This is a genomic window from Mycolicibacterium arenosum (assembly GCF_024320865.1).
In the GTDB taxonomy this organism is placed as follows: Bacteria; Actinomycetota; Actinomycetes; order Mycobacteriales; family Mycobacteriaceae; genus Mycobacterium; species Mycobacterium arenosum.
This window is the reverse complement of record NZ_JANDBD010000009.1, coordinates 17,562-40,506: the sequence shown is the minus strand read 5'-3', so window position 1 is coordinate 40,506 and position 22,945 is coordinate 17,562. Positions and strand designations below refer to the sequence as shown.

Sequence of the window (22,945 nt, the reverse complement as noted above, 5' to 3'; positions counted from 1 at the left end):
GGGCACGCGGTAGGTGACGGTGTCGCCGTCCGGGTCGGTGCTGACGGCGGTGCCGGTGACGACGCCGGTCGACGCGTTCGGGTTGTTCACCGTCACAACCGGAGTCGTCGGCGGTTGGTTCGCTCGCGGTGCGACGGTGACGGTGACGGCCTTGGTGGTGCTGCCGCCGTGGCCGTCGGTGATGGTGACGGTGAACGTGTCGGTCTTCGCTGACGCCGGGGCGTTGACTGCCGCGGCGGCCCGGCGGGCGGCGGCGGTGGGGGTGTAGGTGAAGTCGCCAGTGCCGGTGATGGTCACCGCGCCCTTCGAGGTGGCCGCCGGGGTGGTATAGGACAGCGTGTCGCCGTCGGCATCGGTGGCACGTACCGTGCCGGTGACCACGCCCGTCGCCGGGTTCGGATTGCCAACGGTGGCAATCGGATTGGTCGGTGCGGTGTTCTTGGGGATGATGGTGAGGGTGACGGGGATGTTGGTGGTGCCGCCGTAGCCGTCGCTGACGGTGAGGGTGATGGTGTCCTGTTTGGCTGAGGCGGGCGCGCCGATTGCGGCGGCGGCGTGTCGGGCGGCGGTGGTGGGGGTGTAGGTCCAGGCGCCGGTGGTGGTGACGGTGACGGTGCCCTTGGTGGTGTTGGCGGCGCTGTAGCGCAGGGCGTCGTAGTCGGCGTCGCTGGCGGAGATGGTGCCGGTGGTGACGCCGGTGGTGGTGTTGGGCCAGCCGACGTTGGCCCAGCCGCCGGGGGCGGTGTTGCGGCCCAGGATGTTCACGGTGACCGGGGCGGTGGTGGTGCCGCCGTAGCCGTCGCTGACGGTGACGGTGAAGGTGTCCTGTTTGTCTGAGGCGGGGGCGGTGATCGCGGCGGCGGCGTGTCGGGCGGCTGCGGTGGGGGTGTAGGTGAACGCGCCTGCGGCGGTGATCGTCACCGCTCCCTTGGTCGTGGTCGCGGGCACGCGGTAGGTGACGGTGTCGCCGTCCGGGTCGGTGCTGACGGCGGTGCCGGTGACGACGCCGGTCGACGCGTTCGGGTTGTTCACCGTCACAACCGGAGTCGTCGGCGGTTGGTTCGCGGCTCCGGCCAGCGCCGTCGTGCGGGCGAACGCGACGTCTCCGACCTCGCGGCGTGCCGCGGCGGCCAGAACCCAGGACAGTGGCGTCTGACTCGGTGTCTTCGGACCGGGGCCGCTGCCGAAGATGGCGGCCAGCGCGTTCCAGACGGGGTGCACCGCCGTCGACACCACCGCGGTGCGTGGTTCGGCGGCGAGCCCTGGCGGCGAGGTGACCACCTCCGCCACCGCCGTCGACACCACGGCGGGCGCGGAAACCTCGGCGACCTTCGGCGCGACCGCGCGTTCGGTGCTCGACTCCGCGGGGGCCGGCGGCGACGCCGTGGTGGATGCCGGCGCTGCCTTCACGGTGTTCGGCTTGTTCGAATTCTTAGGCGGTGCATCGTTGTTCGACGCCGATCCGTACGTCGAGTCCTGCGCGCCGCCCGAGTGGGCGACGACTACACCGGGCACCACCTCGACGCGAGACTGCGTGGTCTCCTCCGCGGGCACTGAGGTGGGCGGCGCTGTGAGGTCGGCCGTTGGCCCGGCTGTCTCGGGCTGCGGTGTCGGCTCAGCCGTCACCGCATCCGCCACCGGGTTGTCCGCGGTCTGCGCCGGGTCCGAGTCGGTGGCCGCCGACGTCGCGGCCTTCTCGGCCGGCTCCGCCCAGGCAGTACCAGCCGAGCCGGCGATCGCCGTGCCCACCCCCAGTGCCACAGCCAGCGCGCCGACTCGGCCTACGTGTTTCGCGTACCCCATCGATGTCCCCCCAGGCGTCAGCAATGACGCCTGGGGGAAGGCTAGCCCCCCGGAACGCCCGAGGCAATGGCCAGGGGATTCGCTGCCCGAACCGTTGCGCCGCGACCGGTCCCGCGATTTCGCATGTCAACGGGATCGGCCGAACGGGCACGCCGTCGGCTCACGTGTTGCCGAAGCCGATGAGGCTGCGAACCGCGGGTAGGTCGGCGATCGTCGCGAAACCCGGTGCCGCCGCGCAGACGGCCGGTACCGCGTTGACGACCTGCATGGCCGTGGCCACGTTGGCCGAATTCACGTGCTCGAGCATCGACGCCTCGCGCTCGAAACTGGCCAGCGACATGAAGTGGGCCTGCATCGACGGGTCTCCCTCGATGGTCAGCGTCCACCCGTGCCGGGGCTTGGGCCAGTGCCGCGGATACTCGTTGCCCACCGTCCACAGTGTCTCGATCTCGACCAGCGGTTCGCCCTCCCGACGTCCGACCCAGTTCCACCGCTGGCCAGCCGTGGTGCCGGCGCGCAGCACGTGGTCGAAGATCTCGTGATCATGTTGCGCGGCAACGGCTTCGACGTCGGCGGTGACCTCGTCGATGCCGGCGCGCAGTGCGTCCGCCAGCAGCCACACCTGCTCGGTGAAGATCGCACTGTTGAACGCCAGGAAATCGTTGGCGGTGACGCTGATCTCCTCGACGGGAGCACCGAAGCGCATGTTGTCGAACGTGATCGCCGTGCTGTCGTACACCGACCAGTCCGCGCGCTCCTGCAGGGTGAGCTTCTCGATGGTGCGGCTCATGCCGGACAGCGCCAGCGGCAACGCACCCGACAGGTTGCCGGGATTCAGTCCGCAGCCGTGCACGCTCGCTCCGCCGGCGAGCGCCGCCGCGAGGACCCGGTCGCGGTCGACCGGTGCGATGCGCTGGGGGTGGAACAGGAACGCCGTCGTCACCACGTTCTTACCCGACTCGAGGATCGCGCAGACCTCGTCGATCGACGTCAGACGCGGTGTGTACACCACGCAGTCCGCATCGAGGGCGAGCACGGTGTCGATGTCCGCGGAGGCGGCCACCCCCATGGCCTCCCGATCGAGCAGCGCGCCTGCGTCGACGCCGTCCTTGGCATCGGAATACACACGTACGCCGACTAATTCGAGACCGCTACGGGAGTCGAGGACCGCGCGCAGCGCCTCTCGTCCGACCGCTCCGGTACCCCATCCGATGATGCGCAGCGCCATCGGTCCACCATTCACTGCGGCGTGGCTCGACACAAGGGGCATCAGACGACGGCAGGGGCGCCCCGTGCCGGAGCGCCCCTGCCGAGTTGCGTCGTGTTACTTGACGTCCACGTACACCGTCTTGCCGGTCACCTGGGTGAGCAGGTCGTCGCCGGGGTTGCCCGAATCGGTACGGGTGTAGGTCTGGCCGGGCCGCACGGCGACCACGGTGGCCTGATCCAGCGGCGTGTTGCCGACGTGGTTGACGATGACCTCGTAGCCCTGCGATTCGAGCTTGCTGATGGTGGCCTGGGCTCCGCCGGGACCGCTCGGCGCGGCAACGGCGGGTGCGGCGAATCCGAGAACGGCGGCGGCGAGACCGCTGGCGGCAATGGTGGTGAGTCCGAGTTTCTTCATGGTGGTGCTTCCTCTTCTGCGTCGTCGGATCGCCACAAGCCCCGATGCGTGGCGATCCACTGGAGGGAACCGGCCGCTGACGAGGTTTAATTCCGTTGGCAGGAATTGATCGACGGTTGGCAGAAATTGTGCTGCGGCGTTGCGCCGCAAGGATTTCGGGTGTGCCGACCGAAGGGGGCGCAGCGGCTCACGCGTGCCAGGACGCCCAGTGGTCGATCTCGACCGTGACGACGGGCCCGTTGAGGGCGATCCGCTCGTACTGCGGGTACTTGCGGCGCAACAGCGCGTAACCGGTCGCCATGGCGTCGCCGTGCTCGTGGACAGCGGCCGCGCCGTCGGCGCGAACCCACCACAGCTGCTCCCAGTCGACGTCGTAGTGGTCGGCGAGCATGCTCACGCGCGGGTTCGCCGCGATGTTCGCGAGCCTGCGCAGCTTGTGCGTGCTCTTGCGCTTGGCGTCCACCGCGGTGTACACCGTGACGCCGTCGGGGTGAACGCGCACCGCGAACACGACCGGCACGGTGTGCGGGGCGCCGTCGGCGCCGACGGTGGCGAGCACCGCGACCGGTGCCGCGGCGAACGCGTCCACCGCATCGAAGGCGCCGGGCACGGTCATCCCTGGCCGCGCGGTTGCGGGCGCACGCTGATCGGCTTGCGGGTGACGTTGATCTCCGGCTTCTTCGTGGGCCGGGTGCCGACGGGACCACCACCGCCACCGCCACCCCCTGCGGGTGCCGATACCGGCGGCGGCGGGGGCGGCGGAGGTGGTGGTGGCAGCGCGCTGCTGGTCGCGGTGACGGTCGTCGGAGTCGCGGTGGCGGGCGTCGTCGACGTGCGGGGGGCGGGCACGTCGTCGTCCGCCGGCTGACGGAAGGCCAGCAGCACGACCGCGACGACGAGAGCGACGAGGGCGATCGCCACCGCCGTGATCCCGACGACCGCGGGTCGCGTCCGATACCAGGGCACCGGCGCCGGTTTGAACCGCCACGTGCTCGCATTGAACGCGTCGAAGGGCGTGAAGCTCGGGTCCTCGGGAACCGGCGGCTGCGGGCTCGCCGTGTCTGACTCGGGTTCGGGCTCCCGCTCGGGCGTACCGAGCAGGTAGTCGAACTCGTCGTCGGGCTCCGGGGTGGGCGGCTCCTGGACACTCAACTGGTCGGTATCGACCGGGTCGTCCAGCACCGACTCTCCCGAGCCCTCGCTTTCGGGCACGGGGTAGATGCTAGGTGGATCGGGCCACGATCGTGCGTTCGGGAGCGAATCGGGCCGGCCGCGTCGTGAACCACGGGCGTCGAGGTGTGCCCCCGGGTAATGTCCCTGGCGATGTTCACACGTTCACTGGTGCGTCCCGCACCAGTCACTCCGACGTCGGGTCTGCGTCACCGTCACGCATCCCGCCCGTACGAAGGTTCGGCCATGAATAGTTCTCGGCTCGCCGCCGCCGCAAGCGCCCTGATCCTCGTCGCCGCCGGCGTGGCCGGGTGCGCACCGCCGGAGAAGGAGGCCGACGGTGCGGTCACGTCGTCGGGTGTGAAGGCCGGAGAGGCCACGTCGGCCGCGGACTTCGGTGGGATGGACGGGCTCGTCGCAGCCGCCAAGGAGGAGGGCGCACTGAACGTCATCGCGCTGCCGCCGGACTGGGCGAACTACGGCGCCATCATCAAGGCGTTCTCCGAGAAGTACGGCATCATGGTCAATTCGGCTCAGCCCGACGCCGCCAGTCAGGACGAGATCAACGCGGCGAACCAGCAGAAGGGCAAGAGCACCGCGCCCGACGTGTTCGACCTCGGACAGTCGGTGGCACTGGCCAACACCGCGATGTTCGCGCCGTATCGGGTGGAGAAGTTCGACGAGATCTCAGATTCGTTCAAGGACCCGGATGGCAAGTGGGTCAACGACTACGGCGGCTTCATGTCGATCGGCTACGACTCCTCCCAAGTGCCCGACATCACCTCGGTCGACGATCTGATGAAGCCGGAGTTCCGGGGCAGGGTCGCGCTCAACGGCGACCCGACCCAGGCCGGCGCCGCGTTCTCCGGCGTGATGATGGCCGCGCTGAGTCAGGGCGGTTCACCCGACGACATCGCGCCCGGTGTCGAGTTCTTCCGAAAGCTCAACGAGGCGGGCAACTTCCTGCCCGTCGACCCGACGCCCGCGACCATCGAATCGGGTCAGACGCCGGTGGTGATCGACTGGGATTACCTCAACGTCGTCGAGACGAAGAAGCTGCCGTCGTGGAAGGTGTACATACCGAACAACGCGGTGCTCGCCGGGTACTACTTCCAGGCCATCAACGCCGACGCGCCGCACCCCGCCGCCGCACGACTGTGGCAGGAGTTCCTGTTCAGCGACGAGGGCCAGAACCTCTACCTGCGGGGTGGCGCCCGCCCGGTGCGCGCCAACTCGATGGTGACCGCGGGCACGATCGACATGGAGGCCTACCGCGTGCTGCCGCCGGTAGACGGATCGTCGCAGTTCGTTTCGGAGGCGCAGAACGACGCCGCCAAGAAGTACCTGGAAGCCAACTGGGCGAAGGCGATCAGCTGAGTACGGCAGGCCTCGTCCGTCGCGGTAGGGACACGCTGCCCCTGCTGCCGTTCTTCGCGATCGTCACGATCTTCCTGATCGTTCCGACCGTCACGGTGGTGGTGAGTGCGTTCGTCGACGAGAGCGGGTTCTCGACCGCGCGCATCAGCGCGCTGTTCAGCGAGACGGCGCTGTCCGCGCTCGGGCGCAGCGTGCTGCTGTCCGCCAGCACCGCACTGCTCGGTGCGGTGTTCGGGGCGCTGCTGGCGTGGCTGATCGTGTCGCGTCCCCCGTCGTCGATGATCCGCCGCGCGGTGCTGGCGCTGTGCAGCGTGCTGGCCCAGTTCGGCGGTGTGGCACTGGCTTTCGCGTTCCTCGCGACCATCGGATTGAACGGCGTGCTGACCCTGTGGGCGCAGGAGTACCTAGGCTGGAACCTCGCGGGGTCGGGGTGGCTGTACGGGCTGCCGGGTCTCGTCGTGGTGTACACGTACTTCCAGATCCCGCTCATGGTCATCGTGTTCCTGCCCGCTCTCGAGGGCCTGCGCGACCAGTGGCGCGAGGCGGCGCTGAACCTCGGCGCGTCGACGTGGCAGTACTGGCGTCAGGTCGCCATCCCACTGCTCACGCCGGCCTTCCTCGGGGCCGCACTGCTGTTGTTCGCCAACGCATTCGCGGCCTACGCCACCGCGGCGGCCCTCGTCAGTCAGGGCAGCCCGATCGTGCCGCTGCTCATCCGGTCCGCGCTCACCAGCGAGGTGGTGCTCGGGCAGGCCGGGTTCGCCTACGCGCTGGCGCTGGAGATGATCGTCGTCGTGGCGGTCGTCATGGTGGCCTACGCCGCGATGGTCAAACGCACTGCGCGGTGGCTGCGATGACCCGCTCGATACGCGTCGCGCTGTGGGTGCTGTTCGGCCTCTTCTTCCTGTTCCCGCTCTACGCGATGGCGGACTTCTCCACCCGGAACCTGTTCGTGGCGGGTGGCCGAACCATGGGGGCGTGGGCGAACCTCGTCACTGACGAGGCGCTCTACCAGTCGATCATCACCTCGCTGTTGCTCGCCGTGCTGACGGTGGTCGCGATGCTCGCGATCCTGGTTCCGACGATGATCTGGGTGCGACTGCGTACACCGTGGGCCAAGGGTGCCATCGAGTTTCTCTGCCTGCTGCCCTTGACCATTCCCGCGCTCGTCGTGGTGGTGGGGTTGAAGAACGTCTACCTGTGGGTGACGTACCTGCTCGGTGAATCGGCGCTGACGCTGACGTTCGTCTATGTCGTCGTGGTGCTGCCGTTCGCCTACCGGTCGATCGACGCGGCCCTGTCGGCGATCGACCTGCGCACGCTGACCGAAGCCGCGCGCTCGCTCGGGGCCGGCTGGGCGACGACGATCACCCGCGTCGTCGTGCCCAACATCGGCTCCGGCATCCTGTCGGCGGCGTTCATCTCCGTGGCGGTCGTGCTCGGCGAGTACACCATCGCGTCGCTGTCCGGCTTCCAGACGCTGCCGGTGCAGATCGTGGCGATCGGCAAGAGCGACGGACCCACCTCGGTGGCCGCGTCGCTGGCGACGCTCCTGTTCGGTTTCGTTCTGCTGCTGGCACTCTCTCTGGCCACCCGAAGGAGGCGACGCGCGTGAGCGCCACTGTCGACACCACCGGCGTCCGCGTCGAGCTGACGGACCTGACCAGGGTCTACGGGTCGGTCAAGGCCCTCGACGGGCTGACGCTGCGCATCGAACCCGGGGAGTTCGTCGCCCTGCTGGGGCCGTCGGGCTGCGGCAAGACGACCGCGATGCGCATCCTCGCCGGCCTGGACGAAGCCACCTCCGGGTCGGTCACCGTCGACGGCCGCGACGTCACGTCGGTACCCGCCAACAAGCGCGACATGGGAATGGTCTTCCAGGCCTACAGCCTGTTCCCGCACCTGACCGCGCTCGAGAACGTCGAGTTCGGGCTGAAGGTGCGGGGAAAGGGCAAGGGGGAGCGCAGTTCCCGTGCCGGCGACATGCTCGACCTCGTCGGCCTGTCGGCGCACAAGGCCAAGTACGCCTCCGAACTGTCCGGCGGCCAGCAGCAGCGGGTGGCGCTCGCGCGGGCGCTGGCCATCCAGCCGCGCGTGCTGCTGCTCGACGAACCGCTGTCCGCGCTGGACGCCAAGGTGCGCACGCAGTTGCGCGACGAGATCCGTCGGGTGCAGCTCGAAGTGGGCACCACGACACTGTTCGTCACGCACGACCAGGAGGAGGCGCTGGCCGTCGCGGACCGGGTCGGCGTGATGAGCCAGGGCCGCCTCGAGCAGCTCGCTCCGCCCGCGGACGTGTACGAGAACCCCGCGACTCCGTTCGTCGCCGAGTTCGTCGGGCTGAACAACCGGGTGCCCGCACGGGTGGTGGACGGCACCGCGGAACTCCTCGGGAGTCGGGTGCCCACGCTGCCGGGATCGATCGAAAGCGGTTCCGGCACTGCGCTGTTGCGTCCCGAGTCCGTCAGTGTGACGGCGTCGGGTGAGGCGACGGTCAAGTCGATCGCCTTCCTCGGTGCGATCTCGCGGGTGTACGTCGAACTGGCGGACGGAGCGGTGATCCACGCCCAGATGTCGACCGCGCAGGCGCAGCACTTCGCGCCGGGGGCACCGGTGTCCGTCGGGGTCGAGCAGACCAGGGTGCTGGTGGTGCCGGGTTAGACGTCCTTGACCGGTTCGATGCCGAGGTCGCGGTAGGTGACCAGGGCGGCGAACGGCACCTTGCGTTTCGCGAAGCGGCCGGCGGCGACGTCGCCGCGATCCACCATCGGGATGACGCCGGTGACCGTGACGCCCAGCGGCGCGATGCGCTCCAGCGCCAGTTCGGTCGAACCGCCGGTGCTGATGACGTCGTCGACAAGCAGCACCCGCATGCCGGGTTCGAGCCTGGTGCCCTCGACCCACTGCTCGCGGCCGCGCTTCTTCTGTTCCTTGCGCACCGAGAACCAGGCGCAGCCGGTGACCATCGCGACGCCGTGGGCGAGTGGGTCCGCGCCCATGGTGAGGCCGCCGACGGCGTCGAATTCGATACCGTGGATGGCGGCGAGATCAGCGACCGCGCGGCTGACGATCGTCAGGCGTTCGCCGTTGTCGATCGCGTACTTGCCGTCGATGTAGTCGTGGCTGAGCTGACCGCTGGCCAGGGTGAACGGCTCCTCGCGTCGCTCGTAACCACGGGTCCGGACCAGGTCGAACGCGGCCTGCCAGCTGTCGGGTCGTGCGGTCTCAGCAGCCATGCGCGCAATCGTATCGGGCGTCTCGTCGTGGTATCAGCCCTGGCGGGCGCGATGCGTCAATTCGACTGCGGCCTTGCGTAATTCACCCAATGAGTCGATGGGTGCGGCGTACCCCACTCGGGTATAGGCGATTCCGCGTTCGGCGGTCACCTTGAGGTCCAGTCCGTAGCGATCGGCTCCGGTGCACAGCGCCGAGACGGTGTCGGGGTAGCCGCCGAGCGTGCGTGCCATGGCGGCCAGCGCGTCGGCGTGGTCGGCGTTCAGGTGCTCGACCGCGCCCGCCGATGAGGGTTTGACCGGATCCGGCTCCGCGGCGGCGTAGTCCTGCGCGGTCGCGGAGTCCATCCGGCCGTAGCCGCCCACCCAGCGCACACGCTGCACGCGAAGCACCCACAGGGTGAAGTCGCTGTAGTCGACGTAGTACTTGGCGGCGGGCACGGCGTCGAGGTGAGCCTGGCGCGCGGCGGCCAACTCGTCGCCGGAGGGCTGTTCCACCTCGCCGGCGAGGGTGATGCGGCTGTTGGCCAGCGGGTCGCTCTCGGTAGCGGGGGCGACGATCGCGATGCTCGCGCGCGGGTCGCCCGCCAGGTTGCGACCGTGCTCGGCGAGGTTGGAGACGCACAGCACGGGCGCACCACCGAGCAGGCCGTAGGTGATGAACGACGCCCAGGGATCGCCCGTCGCGGTCAGCGAGGCGAGCGTCCCGGTGTTGGTGGACGCCGCGATGGTCCGCGCTTCCTCAGCCGCCGACGGCCGGGTGTCGTCGACTACCGGAGTGAGGGGAGGCGGGGCCGACGGGGCATCGCCGGGGTCGCCGTGATCGCGGGTCGCCACGAAGGGAACCCTACCCCGCTGGCTGGCTATTCGAATTTTGACTGACGTGGTGATTGATATGCGACAATCAGCTAACACTTGGCTTTACTCTGCGTCCGAACAAGCTGAAGCGAGAGGGTTGTGCCGACCCCCGTAACACGCTGTGCCCTTGCTGTCGCCGCCGTCATGACGGTGCTGGCATTCGGCGGCGTGGGTGCTGGTGTCGCACTGGCGGACCCGGACGAACAGAGCAACACCACCGAACCGACGGGAAGCACCGAACCTAGCAACGTCGTGGAGCCCCCGACGACGCCGACTCCGACCGTCCCGACGACGGTGCGGAGTCTGCCCGAGCAACTGCGTGACTTCCTGCATAAGCCGCTGAGCGTCTTCGGGAACGGACGCGTGCCCGGCGAGGTGCCCACCACCTCGACGACACCGGATAGCGCAGCCGGAGCGAAGAACGCTGAAGATCAGACCGACACCATCGAGGGCGTGCTCCCGCGCAAGGACGAGAAGCCCGAAGCCCCGGCGCCTCCCAAACCCGAGGTTCCAGCGCCGGTCGTGATCAAGAAGCCGGTGGGGTCGACGGCCGAGGTGCGACTTCCGTTCGTCGCGCCGTTCAGCGTGCCGGTGCCCTCGGTACCCGGTACCCGCGACATGCAGTGGTCGATCAACCTGACCGATCCCGTGTCCACCTACGCCACTATCGAGCAGACGTTCGCGACGTTCAACTCGCTCATCGCCGACGCGTACGCGCCGTACGACCCGTGGCCGAAGCCGGCGCCCGCACCGGCGTTGCGCACCTTCCAGGAAGGTCCCGTGCTGGAGGTCGACGGATCACCGGGCGGCGGTGGCGGCGTCACTCCGGTGTCGGCGGGACCCGGCGGTGACCTTCCGATTGTGGCGGCACCGCCGGTGGTGGTGCCGCGGGCCGTGCCGCCGAGCGTGTCGAACCGACCCGTGCGCGGCGTGTCACCTGTACCCGAGGTGCTCGCGGGCGGGTCCGCGGGCGCGCATACGCCGGGCCTCCGCGGGTCGGTCGCGTCCACCGGAACGGTGGCCGTCGAACCCGTGCCCGCGGCGCCGGCGGGCACGTCGCCCATGGGCACCCCCGCCGTACGCCAGGGCTACGCGCAGAGTCTGCGCATCGCGCGGATGGGCGAGATCGCCGTGGTCGCCGTGCCGGGCGCCGCCGGCCTGCTGGCGCTCACCTTCAGCGGTGGCGTCATCGGCTATCGCCAGGCGAACTCGGGCAGGTACCTGCGCCAGGAGGCCGTGCGCTTCGTGCGCTGATCTCGCGACTTCCACAGCTCCGTTGTGGGTGTCGTCCGGAAATACAGGGAAACCCCCGATTCACCGTCGGCCGATCTCGACCAGAATCGATCGCATGTTCATCGCTGCCGACCCAGCCCGAGGGGAGCTGGGTCGGGAGCGTCGCTTCCTTGCGGAGTGGTACCGACCCGAGGTCACCGGCGCAACGGTGGACGACGTCGTCGGCAGGCTGAGGCGGGGCGCTGCCGAGGTGGCCGCCGTGCGGCTGGTGATGGCGCTGTCGGTGCCGAGCGACGAGGTCTTCTACTGCCTGTACGCCGCCGAGTCCGCGGATGACGTGCTGGCCGCCAGCACGTGTGCGGGCATCCCCGCCGAGCGGATCACCGCCGACGTCGACGCGCGCATCGACGGCTGACCCGAGGCGCCGCACCCGTCGGCGGCGTGATTCGAACCGGGTGGCGCTGGGTAGGTTCCAGAACTGATGGCTTCCCTCGACTACTCCGAATGGTTGACGCGACAGCGGTGGTACGCGGGCCGCGGCCGCGTGCTGACCGGCGTGCACACCACCCTGTCGGTACCGCTGACCGGCGACGTGGACCTGGTGCTGCTCGACGCCAACTACGCCGACGCCACCACCGATCGGTACCAGGTGCTGATCGGCTGGGCGTCGACCGGCACCGACGCGCACGTCATCGGCGTGGACGGTGCACACGTCGCGCATGACGCGCTGTTCGACCCGACCGCGACGCAGCACCTCCTCGCGCTCGTCGACCGCTCGGCGGTGGTCGACCAGCTGCGCTTCGAACGCGAGCCGGGCGCCTCCCTGCCCGTGACGGCCGCCCCGCGGGTGATCGGCGCCGAGCAGAGCAACACCAGCGTCGTCTTCGACGATCGGGCCATCTTCAAGGTATTCCGCCGAGCGACGCCGGGGATCAACCCGGACATCGAACTGAACCGTGAGCTGGCACGTGCGAACAACCCGCACGTCGCCAAGCTGCTCGGCTCGTACGGCACCGAGATCGACGGCGAGCCCTACGCGCTGGGCATGGTCACCGAATTCGCGGGCGGTTCCACCGAGGGGTGGGAGATGGCGACGACCGACGCGGGCACCGACTTCGCGGCCGAGGCGCGGGCGCTCGGTGAGGCCGTCGCGTCAGTGCACGCGACGCTCGCCGAGGCGCTGGGGCAGGCCCCCGAACCGTTCCCCGCCGACGTGCTCACCGCCCGGCTGCGATCGGTCGCGGCCGCCGTGCCCGCCCTCGAGCCGTACGCGGCGCCGATCGAGGAGCGTTACCGCAAGCTCGCCGAGGACCGCGTCGTGGTGCAGCGGGTGCACGGCGACCTGCACCTCGGTCAGGTGTTGCGCACGCCCGAGACGTGGCTGGTGATCGACTTCGAAGGCGAGCCCGGCCAACCGCTGAGCGAACGTCGCGCTCCCGATTCACCGCTGCGCGACGTCGCGGGAATGCTCCGGTCCTTCGACTACGCGGCACATCAGCGGCAGCTGTCCGGCGGCGGAGGCGGTCGCGAGTGGGTCGAGGCCAACACCTCGGCGTTCTGCGCGGGCTACGCGGCGGTGGCAGGAGCCGATCCACGCGACGAGGCCGACGTGCTCGCCGCCTACGAGCTGGACAAGGCCGTCTACGAGGCCGGGTACGAAGCCCGCTATCGACCGTCGTGGCTGCCGATCCCGCTCGCCTCGATCGAACGGCTGGTGCGGTAGGCCCGCCTTACGTGAGCGCTGCGACCGCCGCCTGCGCGGGCTTCGGGGTCCAGTCCGAGCGGTACACGCCGAGGGTGTCGACGTCCGCACCGCTTCCGGTGTTGCGGTCGCGGGTGGTGTAGATGTACGCCGGTCCCGCGAAGGGCAGCGTGCGCCAGGTGGTCAGGAAGTCGGTGAGGTAGGCGGCCTGGGTGGCCTCGTCGGATGCGGAGGTGGGCTGACCGTACTCGGTGGCCCACACCTTCTTGCCGCCGTCGCCGTAGTTCGCCATCACCCCGTGGATCGCCTCAGCCTGGCTGAAGGGCGTGTTCGGGGTGCCGCGGCCCTGGGAGAACTCGTTGTTGTAGAGGTACGGGTGGAACGAGACCGCGTCCAGCGAGCCCTTGGCCCCCGCCGCGTACATCTGCTCGACGAACGTCACCGGGTCCATCGTCAGCGCGAAGAACTGCACGACGGCGCCGACGACCCCGCCGATGACGAGGGCCGACGGATCAGCGCCCTTGATCTTCGGATACGCGGCCTTGAGCATCTCGGCGTAGCGCGCGGGCTCGGGTCCCTGCGGCCCCGAGGACCAGGACATGACGGCGTTGGGCTCGTTCCAGATCTCGTACGCCGCAACCCGGCCGCGGTAGTGCGCGGCGGCGGCACCGGCGAAGTCGCCGTACGTGGCGGCGGAGGCGGGTGGGCTCGACACGGGCAGGAGACCGGGCTCGACCGCCCAGCCCGGTGACGACACCAGCGTGCCGAGCACCGACATGCCGCGGGCGTTCGCGGCGTCCACGATCAAGTCGACCTTGCCCCAGTCGTACTGACCGGGGTTGGGCTCCATGCCCGCCCACGGCATCATCACGCGCACCGTCCGCACACCGGTGGCGGTCATCAGGTCGAGGGTGCGGTTCACATCAGCCGGCGACATCCCCCAGAGGTCGGAGTCGGCGAAGCCGATCGTGGCGGACGACGTGTTGATCGCGGCGGCCTCCTGCACCGGGATCGAGCGCGTCGGCGGCGTCGACGACGTCGGAGTGAGCACGTGCACGGCCGTGGCCGAGACGACGGCGACGGCGGCGATGACGGCCGCAACCTTGCTGATCTTGACGATATTCGGCACTACTTCCCCGATCTTCGGAGTCCAGTTCGCGGGCTTCGACAGTCTTGAAACTAGCAAAGTCGCTGCAAGAAGGCCGAATCGCGAGTCACCTGCATGTCGTCGTGGACCCGCCCCGGCGTTACCGGGCGATGGGTGCGGAGCCGGACTCGAAGCAGCCTCGCGGCCGGTTCACAGGTTGCCACAATGTCGCGATGCCTCACTTGTCGGTGTGACGACGCCTCTGGGAACGCGGGACATCGAGGATCAGCCGCCGCCGACGGCGCCGCTCGCCGTGCCGCCGGACGCGGGCGCCGGAAGTCGGTGGCGTCCCGCCTACCTGGTGGTTCTGCTGTTCGCGACGGCGGTGCTCTACCTCTGGAACATCACGATCAACGGCATGGGCAACCAGTTCTACGCCGCGGCCGCCCAGGCCGGTTCGCGGAGCTGGAAGGCGTTGCTGTTCGGGTCGCTCGACGCACAGAACTTCATCACGGTGGACAAGCCGCCGCTCTCGCAGTGGGTGATGGGGCTGTCCGGCAGGCTCTTCGGCTTCAGCAGCGCGAGCATGCTGGTGCCGGAGGCGGTGATGGCGGTCGGCGCGGTGGCGCTGCTGTACGCGGCGGTGGCCCGCCTCGGTGGGCGCTGGGCCGGCCTGCTCGCAGGCGCGGCACTGGCCCTCACACCGGTCGCGGTGCTGATGTTCCGCTTCAACAACCCCGACGCCGCGATGGTGCTGCTGATGACCGCCGCCGCGTACTGCACGGTCCGGGCGCTGCAGTCCCACGGCGGGCGGTGGATGGCGCTGGCAGGCGGAGCGGTCGGACTGGCGTTCCTGGCCAAGATGCTCGAGGGCGTCATGGTTGCCCCCGCACTCGCGGCCGCGTACCTACTGGCCGCACCCGTGTCGATGCGGCGCCGGTGGCTTCACCTGGCGGGTAGCGCGGCCGCGTTCGTCGCGTCCGCGGGCTGGTTCGTGGTGCTGACACTGCTGTGGCCGGCCTCGGCGCGGCCCTATCTCGCCGGGTCGACGGACGACAACTTCATGAACCTGGTGCTGGGCTACAACGGGTTCGCGCGCGTGCTCGGGCACAACCATCCCGGTGCGCTCGATGTGCAGGCGAACCCCTTCCCGTCGAAGATGCTCGGGTCGCCGACGCCGACGTTCCTGCGCCTGGTGTCCGGGGAGTTCGGCTACGAGATCGGCTGGCTGCTGCCGACGGCGCTGGTCGCCGCGGTGCTGGTGGTGCTGGCGCGGGGCCGGGCGCCGCGGACCGACCCGGCCAGGGCGGGCGCCGTGCTCTTCGGTGGGTGGCTGGTGGTCGACGCACTCGTGCTGACGCTGATGCACGGCATGGTGCACCCGTACTACAGCCTGTCGATCGCCCCGCCGATCGCGGCGCTCGTCGCGCTCGGCGGGCACGAGCTGTGGGCGCATCGCGAATCCGTTTGGTACCGAGCCGCATTCGCAGCAGTGGTCGCGTCGACCGGCGTGTTCGGCTGGTGGATTCTCAGCCGCAACGCGCACTGGCTGCCCGAACTGCGCTGGGCGATTCCGGCGGTGACGGTCGTCGCCGCGGCCCTGCTGGTGCTCAGCGGCCGGGCGCTGCGGGGCAGGACCGCCGGGGCGGTGCTCGGACTGGCGGTGGCCGGCGTGCTGGCCGGCCCCGCGGCGTACTCCCTGGCCACCGTCGACGTCGCGCACCGCGGCGGCGGGCCCTCGGTGGGGCCGGTGCTGGCCGGGCACGAGACCCACGGGCTGTGGAACCTCAGCGTCGAGAGCCCCGAACTCGACGCCGTGCTCGAGGGCACCACCACCGAGTGGTCGGCCGCGATCGATCGGTCGGCGAATGCGGCGAGCCTCGAATTGGCCACCGGCACATCGGTGATGGCGATCGGCGGCTTCACCGGGACCGACCCGACACCGACGCTCCAGCAGTTCCAGTCCGATGTCGCCGCGCACCGGGTCGGCTATTACGTGAGCAGCGTCCAGTCCGGGCACGAGCCGGGATGGAACGGCCGCACCCACGCCGACATCGCGCGGTGGGTGGCGGCGACCTTCCCGGCGCGACACGTCGGCAAGGCCACCGTGTACGACCTGTCGACGCCGCTGAGCGCTACCTGACGAGGCGGCGCAGCAGCGACGACGCGGTGAAGACTCCGAGGACGGCGGCGACCAGGAGTACGCCGACGTCGAGCAGGGTGTTGCCCGGCGTACCCAGCAGCAGTGCCCGCAGCGCGTTCACCTCATAGGACAGCGGGTTGACCGCGGACAGCCAGCGCAGCCACTCCGGCATGACGTCGACCGGGTACAGCGCGTTGGAGGCGAAGAACAGGGGCATGGTGATGGCCTGCCCGATGCCCATCAGCCTGTCGCGGTTGCGCACCAGCCCGGCCAGAGTCATTGACAGACAGGCGAAGAACGCGGCTCCGAGGACGACGATGACCATCGCGGCCAGGATCCGCAGCGGGTTGACGGTCAGGCCGATGCCCATCAGGTACGCGATCGCGAGCACGCCGACCACCTGGGCGACCGACCGCACACCCGCAGCGAACGACTTGCCGGTGATCAGCGCCGCCGCGGGCGCGGGGGTGACCATCAGCTTGGCCAGGATGCCCGCGTCGCGATCCCACACGATCTGGATGCCGTAGAAGATCGAGATGAACAGCGCGGACTGCGCGATGATCCCCGGCGCGAGGAACGCGAGATAGGGCACCCCGCCGGTGTCGATGACGCCCAGCCGGGAGAACGTCGTGCCGAAGATCAGCAGCCACAGCGCCGGTTGCACCATGCGGGTGAGCAGCTCACTGCGATCGTGGGCGAGCTTCTGAAGTTCGACGAGGCCGAACGCGCCCATGCGGCGCAGCAGTCCACCGACTCGACGGACCCCGCGCGGAGCCCGGACCAGGGTCGGGGTGATCACGTCAACCGGCACGGCGTGCCACCCTTCGACTGGATCGGATCTCCTTCAGCCCGCGGCGCGTGCTGTCCTCGGCGAGGTCGGACCCGGCGTGGTGTCGGAACACGTCCTCCAGCGTCGGTTCCGGAGCCTGCTCCGTGGCCAGCTCCGCCTTGAGATCGGTTGGGCTGCCCACCGTTTGGAGCACCCCGTGGTGCATGAGCGCGACGCGGTCACACAGCGCGTCGGCCTCCTCCATGTAGTGCGTGGTGAGCAGTACGGTCATGCCGTACTCGGCCTGCATGTCGGCGACCCTGGTCCACACGCTGTCGCGTGCGATCGGATCGAGACCGACGGTGGGCTCGTCGAGGATCAGCAGCGACGGCCGGTTCACCAGCGCCTGGGCCAGTTCCAGTCGGCGCACCATCCCGCCGGAGTACGTCCCCGCGAGCGCGTCGGCGACGTCGAGCAACTGCATGGCCTCCAGCGCCTCGTCGACCCTGGCCCGGCGCCGCCGCCGCGGCACGTCGTACAGACGCGCGAACAGGTCTACGTTCTGCCTGCCGGTCAGCGCCGCCTCGATGGAAAGCTGTTGCGGCACATAGCCGATGTTGTGGCGGATGTCCATCGTCTCGCGACGGCTGTCCATGCCGAAGATCCGGACGTCGCCGCTCTGCGGCGGCGTGAGCGTCGTCAGGACCTTCACCACCGTCGTCTTTCCGGCGCCGTTGGGCCCGAGGAGGCCGACGGTTTCGCCCGCCGCGACGGTGAGCGTCAGGTCGTCGACGGCGGTGAAATCGCCGTAGCGGTGCGACAGGTTGCGGCACTCGATGGCGTCGATCACGAATTCTCCTCTCGTAACAGCCGAGTCACTTCGGTCAACACCTCGAGCCCGCCGGCGAGGCGATCCAGTTGGTCCGCGTCGAGCCGGTCGAGCGCCGCGTTGAGCGCGGCGCGCCGCGCGGCCCTGGACTCGTCGGCGAGGCGCTGCGCCGACTCCGTCAGTTGCAGCCTGCCGACGCGGCGGTCGTCGGGGTCGACGGTGCGCATCAGCAGTCCGTCGGCCGACAGTCGGGAGACCAGGGTGGACGCGGTGTTGGCGGCCAGGCCGAGTTCGTCGGCGGCCTGACGCACCGAGATGCCCGGTTGACGGCCGATCAGGCGCAACAGTTCGGCGTGCGACTCCGGCAGGCCGGTGTCAATGGCCGGACCAGCAGTGCGCTTGACCTGGCGGCGGAACCGGCCCACGGTGCCGAACAGCTCGGCCGCGAGCTGAGTGCGGGTGTCCACTCGTCTGACATTACCTCTGCTACAGAGGTAATTACCAGCGGACGATTTGTCGAGCCCGTCGTTTACCGGTAGGTCGCGTCGGGCACCATGGCGCACATGAGCGATCAAGACGACTTCCCGCTGAGCCAGTCCGAGGAACTCGATTCCGACGAGATCCGCAACGATGACGGCGACGACGTCGCCGATCCGCCGGAGCGCTGGATCGAGGCGAAGGACGACGAGACGCTCGACGAGAGGCTGGCGGAGGAGGAGCCCGACGTCGCGGACGACGGCGTCGACACCCCGACCGAGGCCCACGACTCCGACCAGGGCGGTGGGCTGACGCTGGAGAGCAACGCCGAACTCGACGACGTCGATCCCGAGCAACACGGTCGCACCCGAGGCCAGATCGACGGCACGCCCGAGGACGGCGACTCGTTCTTCAACGTCGTCGAGTAACCAGCGGTCAGTCGGGGTCGACCGCCTGCCACACCACCGTGGCCCGCGCGTCGACCGTGACGGACCCTCCCGCGGCGGCCTCGGTGCCCTTCTCGACGCCGTCGGTGCTGAGCACCACGGTCCACGCCTTCCCGAACTCGGCTGGGGGAAGGGTGAATTCGAGCGGCTCGTAGTGCGCGTTGAAGAACAGCACGAACGAGTCGTCGATGACGGGCTGGCCGCGGGTGTCGCGGTCGGGGATACCGTGCCCGTTCAGGTACACGGTGACCGACCTCGCGAAGCCGGAACCCCAGTCCTCGCCGGTCATCTCCGTACCCTCCGGAGTGAACCAGGCGATATCGGGCAGGCCCGCCTCGCCGCGCCTGCCGACCGGCTTGCCGCTGAAGAACCGGCGCCTGCGGAACACCGGGTGCGCAGCGCGCAGCGCTGACACCTCCCTGGTGAAGTCGAGCAGTTCGGTGTCGGCGGCGGCCCAGTCGATCCAGGTGATCTCGTTGTCCTGGCAGTAGCCGTTGTTGTTACCGCCCTGGGTGCGGCCGAGTTCGTCGCCGTGACAGATCATCGGAACACCCTGGGAGAGAAGCAGAGTGGTCAGGAAGTTCCGTTCCTGACGGCTGCGCAGCTTCAGGATCTCGGGATCGTCGGTGGGGCCTTCGACGCCGCAGTTCCACGACCGGTTATGGCTCTCGCCGTCGTTGTTGTCCTCGCCGTTGGCGTCGTTGTGCTTCTCGTTGTAGGACACCAGGTCCCGCAGCGTGAAGCCGTCGTGGGCGATGACGAAGTTGATCGACGCCACCGGCCGCCGTGCGGTGTTCTCGTAGAGATCGGCCGAACCCGTCAGCCGATAGGCGAACTCGTCGAGGGTGGCCGGCTCGCTGCGCCAGAAGTCGCGGACGGTGTCGCGGTATTTCCCGTTCCACTCCGTCCACTGCGGAGGGAAGTTCCCGACCTGGTACCCGCCGGGGCCGACGTCCCACGGTTCGGCGATCAGCTTCACCTGGCTGACCGTCGGATCCTGTTGCACCAGTTCGAAGAACGTCGACAGCTTGTCGACGTCGTAGAACTCGCGGGCCAGCGTCGACGCCAAGTCGAAGCGGAAGCCGTCGACGTGCATCTCGGTGACCCAGTAGCGCAGCGAGTCCATGATGAGCTGCAGCGAGTGCGGGTGGCCGACGTTGAGGCTGTTGCCGGTGCCCGTGTAGTCCATGTAATAGCGCTTGTCGTCATCCACCAGGCGGTAGTAGGCGGCGTTGTCGATACCGCGCATGGAGACCGTCGGGCCCATGTGGTTGCCCTCCGCGGTGTGGTTGTAGACCACGTCGAGGATCACCTCGATGCCCGCCTCGTGCAGGCTGCGGACCATCGCCTTGAACTCCTGCACCTGACCGCCGGGCGTGCCGCTGCTGCTGTACTTCGGATCCGGGGCGAAGAAGCCGATCGTGTTGTAGCCCCAGTAGTTCGACAGTCCCTTGTCGATCAGGGTGGAGTCGTTGGCGAAGTGGTGCACCGGCATCAACTCGATCGCCGTGATGCCCAGCGACTTGAGGTGCTCGATGATCGCCGGGTGGGCGACCGCGGCGTACGTGCCGCGCATGCCGTCGGGAATGTCCGGGTGCGTCTCGGTGAGGCCCTTGATGTGGGCCTCGTAGATCACCGAGTCGGCGTACTCGTGGTTCGGCGGGCGATCGGTGCCCCAGTCGAAGAACGGGTTGATGACGACCGACTTGGGCATGCTCGCCGCGGAATCGTCGTCGTTGCGGCTGTCCTCGTCGCCGAAGGTGTAGCCGAACAGCGACTGATTCCAGTCGAAGACGCCGTCGATGGCCTTCGAGTAGGGGTCGAGCAGGAGCTTGTTCGGATTGCAGCGGTGGCCCGCGGCGGGATCGTTGGGGCCGTGGACCCGGTATCCGTAGCGCTGCCCCGGCTCGATGTTGGGCAGGAAGCCGTGCCAGACGAAGCCGTCGACTTCGGGCAGCGTCATCCGGGTCTCGGTGCCGTCCACGTCGAACAGGCAGAGCTCCACACGTTCGGCGACCTCGCTGAACAGCGCGAAGTTGGTGCCGGAGCCGTCGTAGGAGGCTCCGAGCGGGTAGGCCTTGCCCCGCCAGATCTCCTGGGGGACGGCGTTCGGACTCGAGGCGACTTGCGTCAAGGGGCAACCTTCTAATTCGGCGGAAAGCGATCAAGGCGACCATACGACGCCACGGGGTGCGGGAGCATGGCGGGCGAACCGACCGCATCGGAGCCAACAGCGTCGTTTGCCCGTGATGAACTGCCCGTTTGTCGCACCCTGCAAACAGGCTCCGAGGACGGTGTGGGCACTCTCACCCCTAGCCGACCAGCACGCCGACGTCGCGCAGGGCCGCGATGGCCTCGGCGGTCGTCGTCGGGGAGACCCCCGCGGTGAGGTCCACCAGAACCCGGGTGTTGAAGCCGGCGGCGACGGCATCGGCGGCGGTGGCCTTCACGCAGTAGTCGGTCGCGATGCCGACCACGTCGACCTCGTCGACTCCTCGTGCGCGCAGCCAGTCCTCCAGCGACGTGTCGTCGTCGGCGTGCTTCCCCTCGAAGCCGCTGTAGGCCGCCGAGTACTGCCCCTTGTGGAACACCGCCTCCGCGACGGCGGGGTTGAACGCGGGGTGGAAGTCGACGCCCGCCGTGCCGACCACGCAGTGCGGCGGCCAGGAGTCGCGGTAGTCGGGGTTGTCGGAGAAGTGGGCGCCGGGGTCGATGTGGTAGTCCTTCGTGGCCACGACGTGTGCGTAGTCGTGCTCGATCAGCAGGTCGGTGATCCTCTGGGCCACCTCGGCTCCGCCGTCGACCGCCAGCGAGCCGCCTTCGCAGAAGTCCTTCTGTACGTCGACGACGATCAGTGCGCGCATGGTGCGAAACTACCCGCCGAAGAGCAGGTACAACCCGGTGAAGGTGTAGCCGACCATCACCAGCATCATCGCCAGCTGGCCGGTCACCCGGTGCCGTTTCGGCAGCAGGCGAAGCGCGCGGTCGTGCGCCGCGATGACACCCGCGATGTGCCCGCCGACCACGAAGCCGACCTTCAGCGTGGCGAGCAGCGAAGGGTGAACGGACAGAAAGTAATTCACCTCGGTGGCGCCCAGCCAGCCGGTGCCGAACGGGTCGGCGAGCCGGAAGATCGTCTGCTGTCCGCGCTCGACGAGGTAGGTCAGGTAGTGCGCGAAGATGTAACCGACGACGATCGGGATCAGCGAATGCGCCATGGCGCCCGGCAGTGCGCGCCGCTGCTCGCGGGTGACCCCACCGGTGGCGCGGGCCGCGGCCCAGAACGTCACGCCGACCACGCCTGCGAACAGCAGCAGGCCGAGGGTGCGGATCAGCACGCCGCCGAACGGCACCGCGTCGGAGTGCTCGTCGACGAACGCGCGGAACTGCGGCATCGCCGAGAAGCTGTCGAACGCCGTCGACCCCAGCAGGATGGCCAGCACCGCGACGGTGCCCGCCCGCACCGGCAGCGACGGCAGGTGGTCGAACGGATTACCGATGGCGATCCGCCCGTCGGGGTTGCGCCGCATCGGCGACAGCCGCGATACCGCGACGCCGTACACCTCGAACGGATCGGCGTTGGCGGGCCAGCGCAGCCCGCAGACGATCGTGCCGACCATCGTGATCAGGAGGTACAGCAGCAACCACGTCGTCACCGCGGGCAGGGAACCCGGATCGGGACTGGCCAACTCGAGCCAGACGAACGCGAACAGGCCGAGCGCGGCCGGCCAGTACCCCCACGCCGACGGATACGCCACCGGTGCCGGTCTGTCGTGCAGTGGCGTGAGGGCGTACAGCGCGCGCACGGGCGAGATGGCCCGCCACACCGGGCCGATCGCGAGTGACACGGCCACCAGGCCCACCCACAGCAGAACGTAGAAGACGCCCTGGAGTGCGTTGCTGCCGTCCTGCGGGCCCGCCACCGCCGCGACGGCGACCCACAGCGCGAGCAGTACTCCGAGGATGCCCATCGCGTACCGGGTGGCCGGTGCGTCGACGACGTCGGTAACCCGTTGCGGCAGAGGGCGTCCCGGTTTGGCGGCGTCGAACCGGGGCGTGCGCCACGCCAGCGCGACGACGGCGAACGTGAACGTCAGCGCCCAGGCCGCGCCGATCAGCGCGTACGAGTAGGGGATCGGAAGGTCAGCGGACCCGCCCAGCCCGTGGGCGAGTAACTCCGTCGTCCGATCCAAC

Annotated in this window: 23 protein-coding genes; 9 read left to right on the top strand and 14 right to left on the bottom strand. The window is 69.3% G+C overall.

Annotation, left to right across the window (positions count from 1 at the left end; genetic code table 11):
• The 5 genes from NM203_RS21100 to NM203_RS21080 all read right to left on the bottom strand — a co-directional run.
• The coding region (locus NM203_RS21100; protein ID WP_255062359.1) for a cadherin-like domain-containing protein at window positions 1–1,803 on the bottom strand (1,803 nt) is incomplete at its 3' end.
• A 160-nt stretch (window positions 1,804–1,963) separates the two neighbouring features.
• Entirely contained in the window at window positions 1,964–3,031 is a 1,068-nt protein-coding gene (locus NM203_RS21095) for a dihydrodipicolinate reductase (RefSeq protein WP_255062358.1), read from the bottom strand.
• Window positions 3,032–3,127: 96 nt separating this feature from the next.
• Window positions 3,128–3,427, bottom strand: coding sequence for a hypothetical protein (locus NM203_RS21090; protein WP_255062356.1), 300 nt, complete (start codon window positions 3,425–3,427; stop codon window positions 3,128–3,130).
• Between the two features lie 187 nt (window positions 3,428–3,614).
• Entirely contained in the window at window positions 3,615–4,043 is a 429-nt protein-coding gene (locus tag NM203_RS21085) for a TIGR03668 family PPOX class F420-dependent oxidoreductase (protein ID WP_255062355.1), read from the bottom strand.
• Window positions 4,040–4,639, bottom strand: coding sequence for a hypothetical protein (locus NM203_RS21080; RefSeq protein ID WP_255062354.1), 600 nt, complete (start codon window positions 4,637–4,639; stop codon window positions 4,040–4,042). The genes NM203_RS21085 and NM203_RS21080 overlap by 4 nt, the downstream gene beginning before the upstream one ends.
• Before the next feature lie 204 nt (window positions 4,640–4,843).
• Between NM203_RS21080 and NM203_RS21075 the strand changes: the two genes are divergently transcribed.
• The 4 genes from NM203_RS21075 to NM203_RS21060 are packed head-to-tail and all read left to right on the top strand — an operon-like array spanning window position 4,844 to window position 8,635.
• Window positions 4,844–5,974: an ABC transporter substrate-binding protein gene (locus tag NM203_RS21075; protein WP_255062352.1), complete on the top strand. Its 1,131-nt coding sequence runs from the start codon at window positions 4,844–4,846 to the stop codon at window positions 5,972–5,974.
• Window positions 5,971–6,831, top strand: a complete 861-nt coding sequence (locus NM203_RS21070; protein WP_255062684.1) for an ABC transporter permease — start codon at window positions 5,971–5,973, stop codon at window positions 6,829–6,831. Before NM203_RS21075 ends, NM203_RS21070 begins: the two co-directional genes overlap by 4 nt.
• Window positions 6,828–7,589 (top strand): ABC transporter permease, encoded by a 762-nt coding sequence (locus tag NM203_RS21065; RefSeq protein WP_255062351.1) that lies wholly within the window; start codon window positions 6,828–6,830, stop codon window positions 7,587–7,589. Before NM203_RS21070 ends, NM203_RS21065 begins: the two co-directional genes overlap by 4 nt.
• A complete protein-coding gene (locus NM203_RS21060) occupies window positions 7,586–8,635 on the top strand; it encodes an ABC transporter ATP-binding protein (protein WP_255062349.1) in 1,050 nt (349 codons plus the stop codon). Before NM203_RS21065 ends, NM203_RS21060 begins: the two co-directional genes overlap by 4 nt.
• On the opposite strand, the gene NM203_RS21055 is transcribed toward NM203_RS21060, so the two are convergent.
• The gene (locus NM203_RS21055) at window positions 8,632–9,210 is read right to left on the bottom strand and encodes an orotate phosphoribosyltransferase (protein ID WP_255062348.1); all 579 of its coding nucleotides are present in this window, start codon (window positions 9,208–9,210) and stop codon (window positions 8,632–8,634) included. The two genes, NM203_RS21060 and NM203_RS21055, sit on opposite strands and share 4 nt — an antisense overlap.
• Window positions 9,211–9,243: 33 nt before the next feature.
• Window positions 9,244–10,044 (bottom strand): HugZ family pyridoxamine 5'-phosphate oxidase, encoded by an 801-nt coding sequence (locus NM203_RS21050; RefSeq protein ID WP_255062347.1) that lies wholly within the window; start codon window positions 10,042–10,044, stop codon window positions 9,244–9,246.
• 120 nt (window positions 10,045–10,164) lie between these two features.
• Between NM203_RS21050 and NM203_RS21045 the strand changes: the two genes are divergently transcribed.
• The 3 genes from NM203_RS21045 (at window position 10,165) to NM203_RS21035 (ending at window position 13,021) form a co-directional block, all read left to right on the top strand.
• Window positions 10,165–11,319, top strand: coding sequence for a hypothetical protein (locus tag NM203_RS21045; RefSeq protein WP_255062345.1), 1,155 nt, complete (start codon window positions 10,165–10,167; stop codon window positions 11,317–11,319).
• A gap of 94 nt (window positions 11,320–11,413) precedes the next feature.
• Window positions 11,414–11,713: a hypothetical protein gene (locus NM203_RS21040; protein WP_255062344.1), complete on the top strand. Its 300-nt coding sequence runs from the start codon at window positions 11,414–11,416 to the stop codon at window positions 11,711–11,713.
• A gap of 66 nt (window positions 11,714–11,779) precedes the next feature.
• Window positions 11,780–13,021: a maltokinase N-terminal cap-like domain-containing protein gene (locus NM203_RS21035; RefSeq protein WP_255062343.1), complete on the top strand. Its 1,242-nt coding sequence runs from the start codon at window positions 11,780–11,782 to the stop codon at window positions 13,019–13,021.
• A 7-nt stretch (window positions 13,022–13,028) separates the two neighbouring features.
• Here the strand turns inward: NM203_RS21035 and NM203_RS21030 are convergent, their stop codons facing one another.
• Window positions 13,029–14,129, bottom strand: a complete 1,101-nt coding sequence (locus tag NM203_RS21030; RefSeq protein WP_255062342.1) for a cellulase family glycosylhydrolase — start codon at window positions 14,127–14,129, stop codon at window positions 13,029–13,031.
• Between the two features lie 208 nt (window positions 14,130–14,337).
• Here NM203_RS21030 and NM203_RS21025 point away from each other — a divergent pair, with 208 nt between their 5' ends.
• Complete coding sequence (locus NM203_RS21025; protein WP_255062341.1) at window positions 14,338–16,230, top strand: ArnT family glycosyltransferase; 1,893 nt, start codon at window positions 14,338–14,340, stop codon at window positions 16,228–16,230.
• Here NM203_RS21025 and NM203_RS21020 read toward each other — a convergent pair.
• From NM203_RS21020 to NM203_RS21010, 3 genes are all read right to left on the bottom strand, one after another.
• On the bottom strand, window positions 16,223–16,963 hold the full coding sequence (locus NM203_RS21020; RefSeq protein ID WP_255062683.1) for an ABC transporter permease: 741 nt from the start codon (window positions 16,961–16,963) through the stop codon (window positions 16,223–16,225). The two genes, NM203_RS21025 and NM203_RS21020, sit on opposite strands and share 8 nt — an antisense overlap.
• Window positions 16,964–17,030: 67 nt before the next feature.
• Window positions 17,031–17,849 carry an ATP-binding cassette domain-containing protein gene (locus NM203_RS21015; RefSeq protein WP_255062340.1) on the bottom strand — a complete coding sequence of 273 codons (819 nt, stop codon included), beginning with the start codon at window positions 17,847–17,849 and terminating at the stop codon, window positions 17,031–17,033.
• On the bottom strand, window positions 17,846–18,295 hold the full coding sequence (locus NM203_RS21010; RefSeq protein WP_255062338.1) for a MarR family winged helix-turn-helix transcriptional regulator: 450 nt from the start codon (window positions 18,293–18,295) through the stop codon (window positions 17,846–17,848). Before NM203_RS21010 ends, NM203_RS21015 begins: the two co-directional genes overlap by 4 nt.
• Window positions 18,296–18,391: 96 nt before the next feature.
• On the opposite strand from NM203_RS21010, the gene NM203_RS21005 reads away from it, so the two are divergent.
• Window positions 18,392–18,733 (top strand): hypothetical protein, encoded by a 342-nt coding sequence (locus NM203_RS21005; RefSeq protein WP_255062337.1) that lies wholly within the window; start codon window positions 18,392–18,394, stop codon window positions 18,731–18,733.
• A 7-nt stretch (window positions 18,734–18,740) separates the two neighbouring features.
• Here NM203_RS21005 and glgX read toward each other — a convergent pair whose 3' ends face one another.
• From glgX to NM203_RS20990, 3 genes are all read right to left on the bottom strand, one after another.
• A complete protein-coding gene (glgX, locus tag NM203_RS21000) occupies window positions 18,741–20,885 on the bottom strand; it encodes a glycogen debranching protein GlgX (protein ID WP_255062336.1) in 2,145 nt (714 codons plus the stop codon).
• A 178-nt stretch (window positions 20,886–21,063) separates the two neighbouring features.
• Window positions 21,064–21,615: an isochorismatase family protein gene (locus NM203_RS20995; protein WP_255062335.1), complete on the bottom strand. Its 552-nt coding sequence runs from the start codon at window positions 21,613–21,615 to the stop codon at window positions 21,064–21,066.
• A 9-nt stretch (window positions 21,616–21,624) separates the two neighbouring features.
• On the bottom strand, window positions 21,625–22,944 hold the full coding sequence (locus tag NM203_RS20990) for a hypothetical protein (protein ID WP_255062334.1): 1,320 nt from the start codon (window positions 22,942–22,944) through the stop codon (window positions 21,625–21,627).
• Between the last annotated feature and the right edge of the window lies 1 nt (window position 22,945).

Coding starts and splice junctions, on each gene's coding strand:
- NM203_RS21095 (WP_255062358.1), bottom strand. CDS start 3,031: ATGGCGCTGCGCATCATCGGATGGGGTACCGGAGCGGTCGGACGAGAG.
- NM203_RS21090 (WP_255062356.1), bottom strand. CDS start 3,427: ATGAAGAAACTCGGACTCACCACCATTGCCGCCAGCGGTCTCGCCGCC.
- NM203_RS21085 (WP_255062355.1), bottom strand. CDS start 4,043: ATGACCGTGCCCGGCGCCTTCGATGCGGTGGACGCGTTCGCCGCGGCA.
- NM203_RS21075 (WP_255062352.1), top strand. CDS start 4,844: ATGAATAGTTCTCGGCTCGCCGCCGCCGCAAGCGCCCTGATCCTCGTC.
- NM203_RS21065 (WP_255062351.1), top strand. CDS start 6,828: ATGACCCGCTCGATACGCGTCGCGCTGTGGGTGCTGTTCGGCCTCTTC.
- NM203_RS21055 (WP_255062348.1), bottom strand. CDS start 9,210: ATGGCTGCTGAGACCGCACGACCCGACAGCTGGCAGGCCGCGTTCGAC.
- NM203_RS21040 (WP_255062344.1), top strand. CDS start 11,414: ATGTTCATCGCTGCCGACCCAGCCCGAGGGGAGCTGGGTCGGGAGCGT.
- NM203_RS21035 (WP_255062343.1), top strand. CDS start 11,780: ATGGCTTCCCTCGACTACTCCGAATGGTTGACGCGACAGCGGTGGTAC.
- NM203_RS21020 (WP_255062683.1), bottom strand. CDS start 16,963: ATGGGCGCGTTCGGCCTCGTCGAACTTCAGAAGCTCGCCCACGATCGC.
- NM203_RS21005 (WP_255062337.1), top strand. CDS start 18,392: ATGAGCGATCAAGACGACTTCCCGCTGAGCCAGTCCGAGGAACTCGAT.
- NM203_RS20995 (WP_255062335.1), bottom strand. CDS start 21,615: ATGCGCGCACTGATCGTCGTCGACGTACAGAAGGACTTCTGCGAAGGC.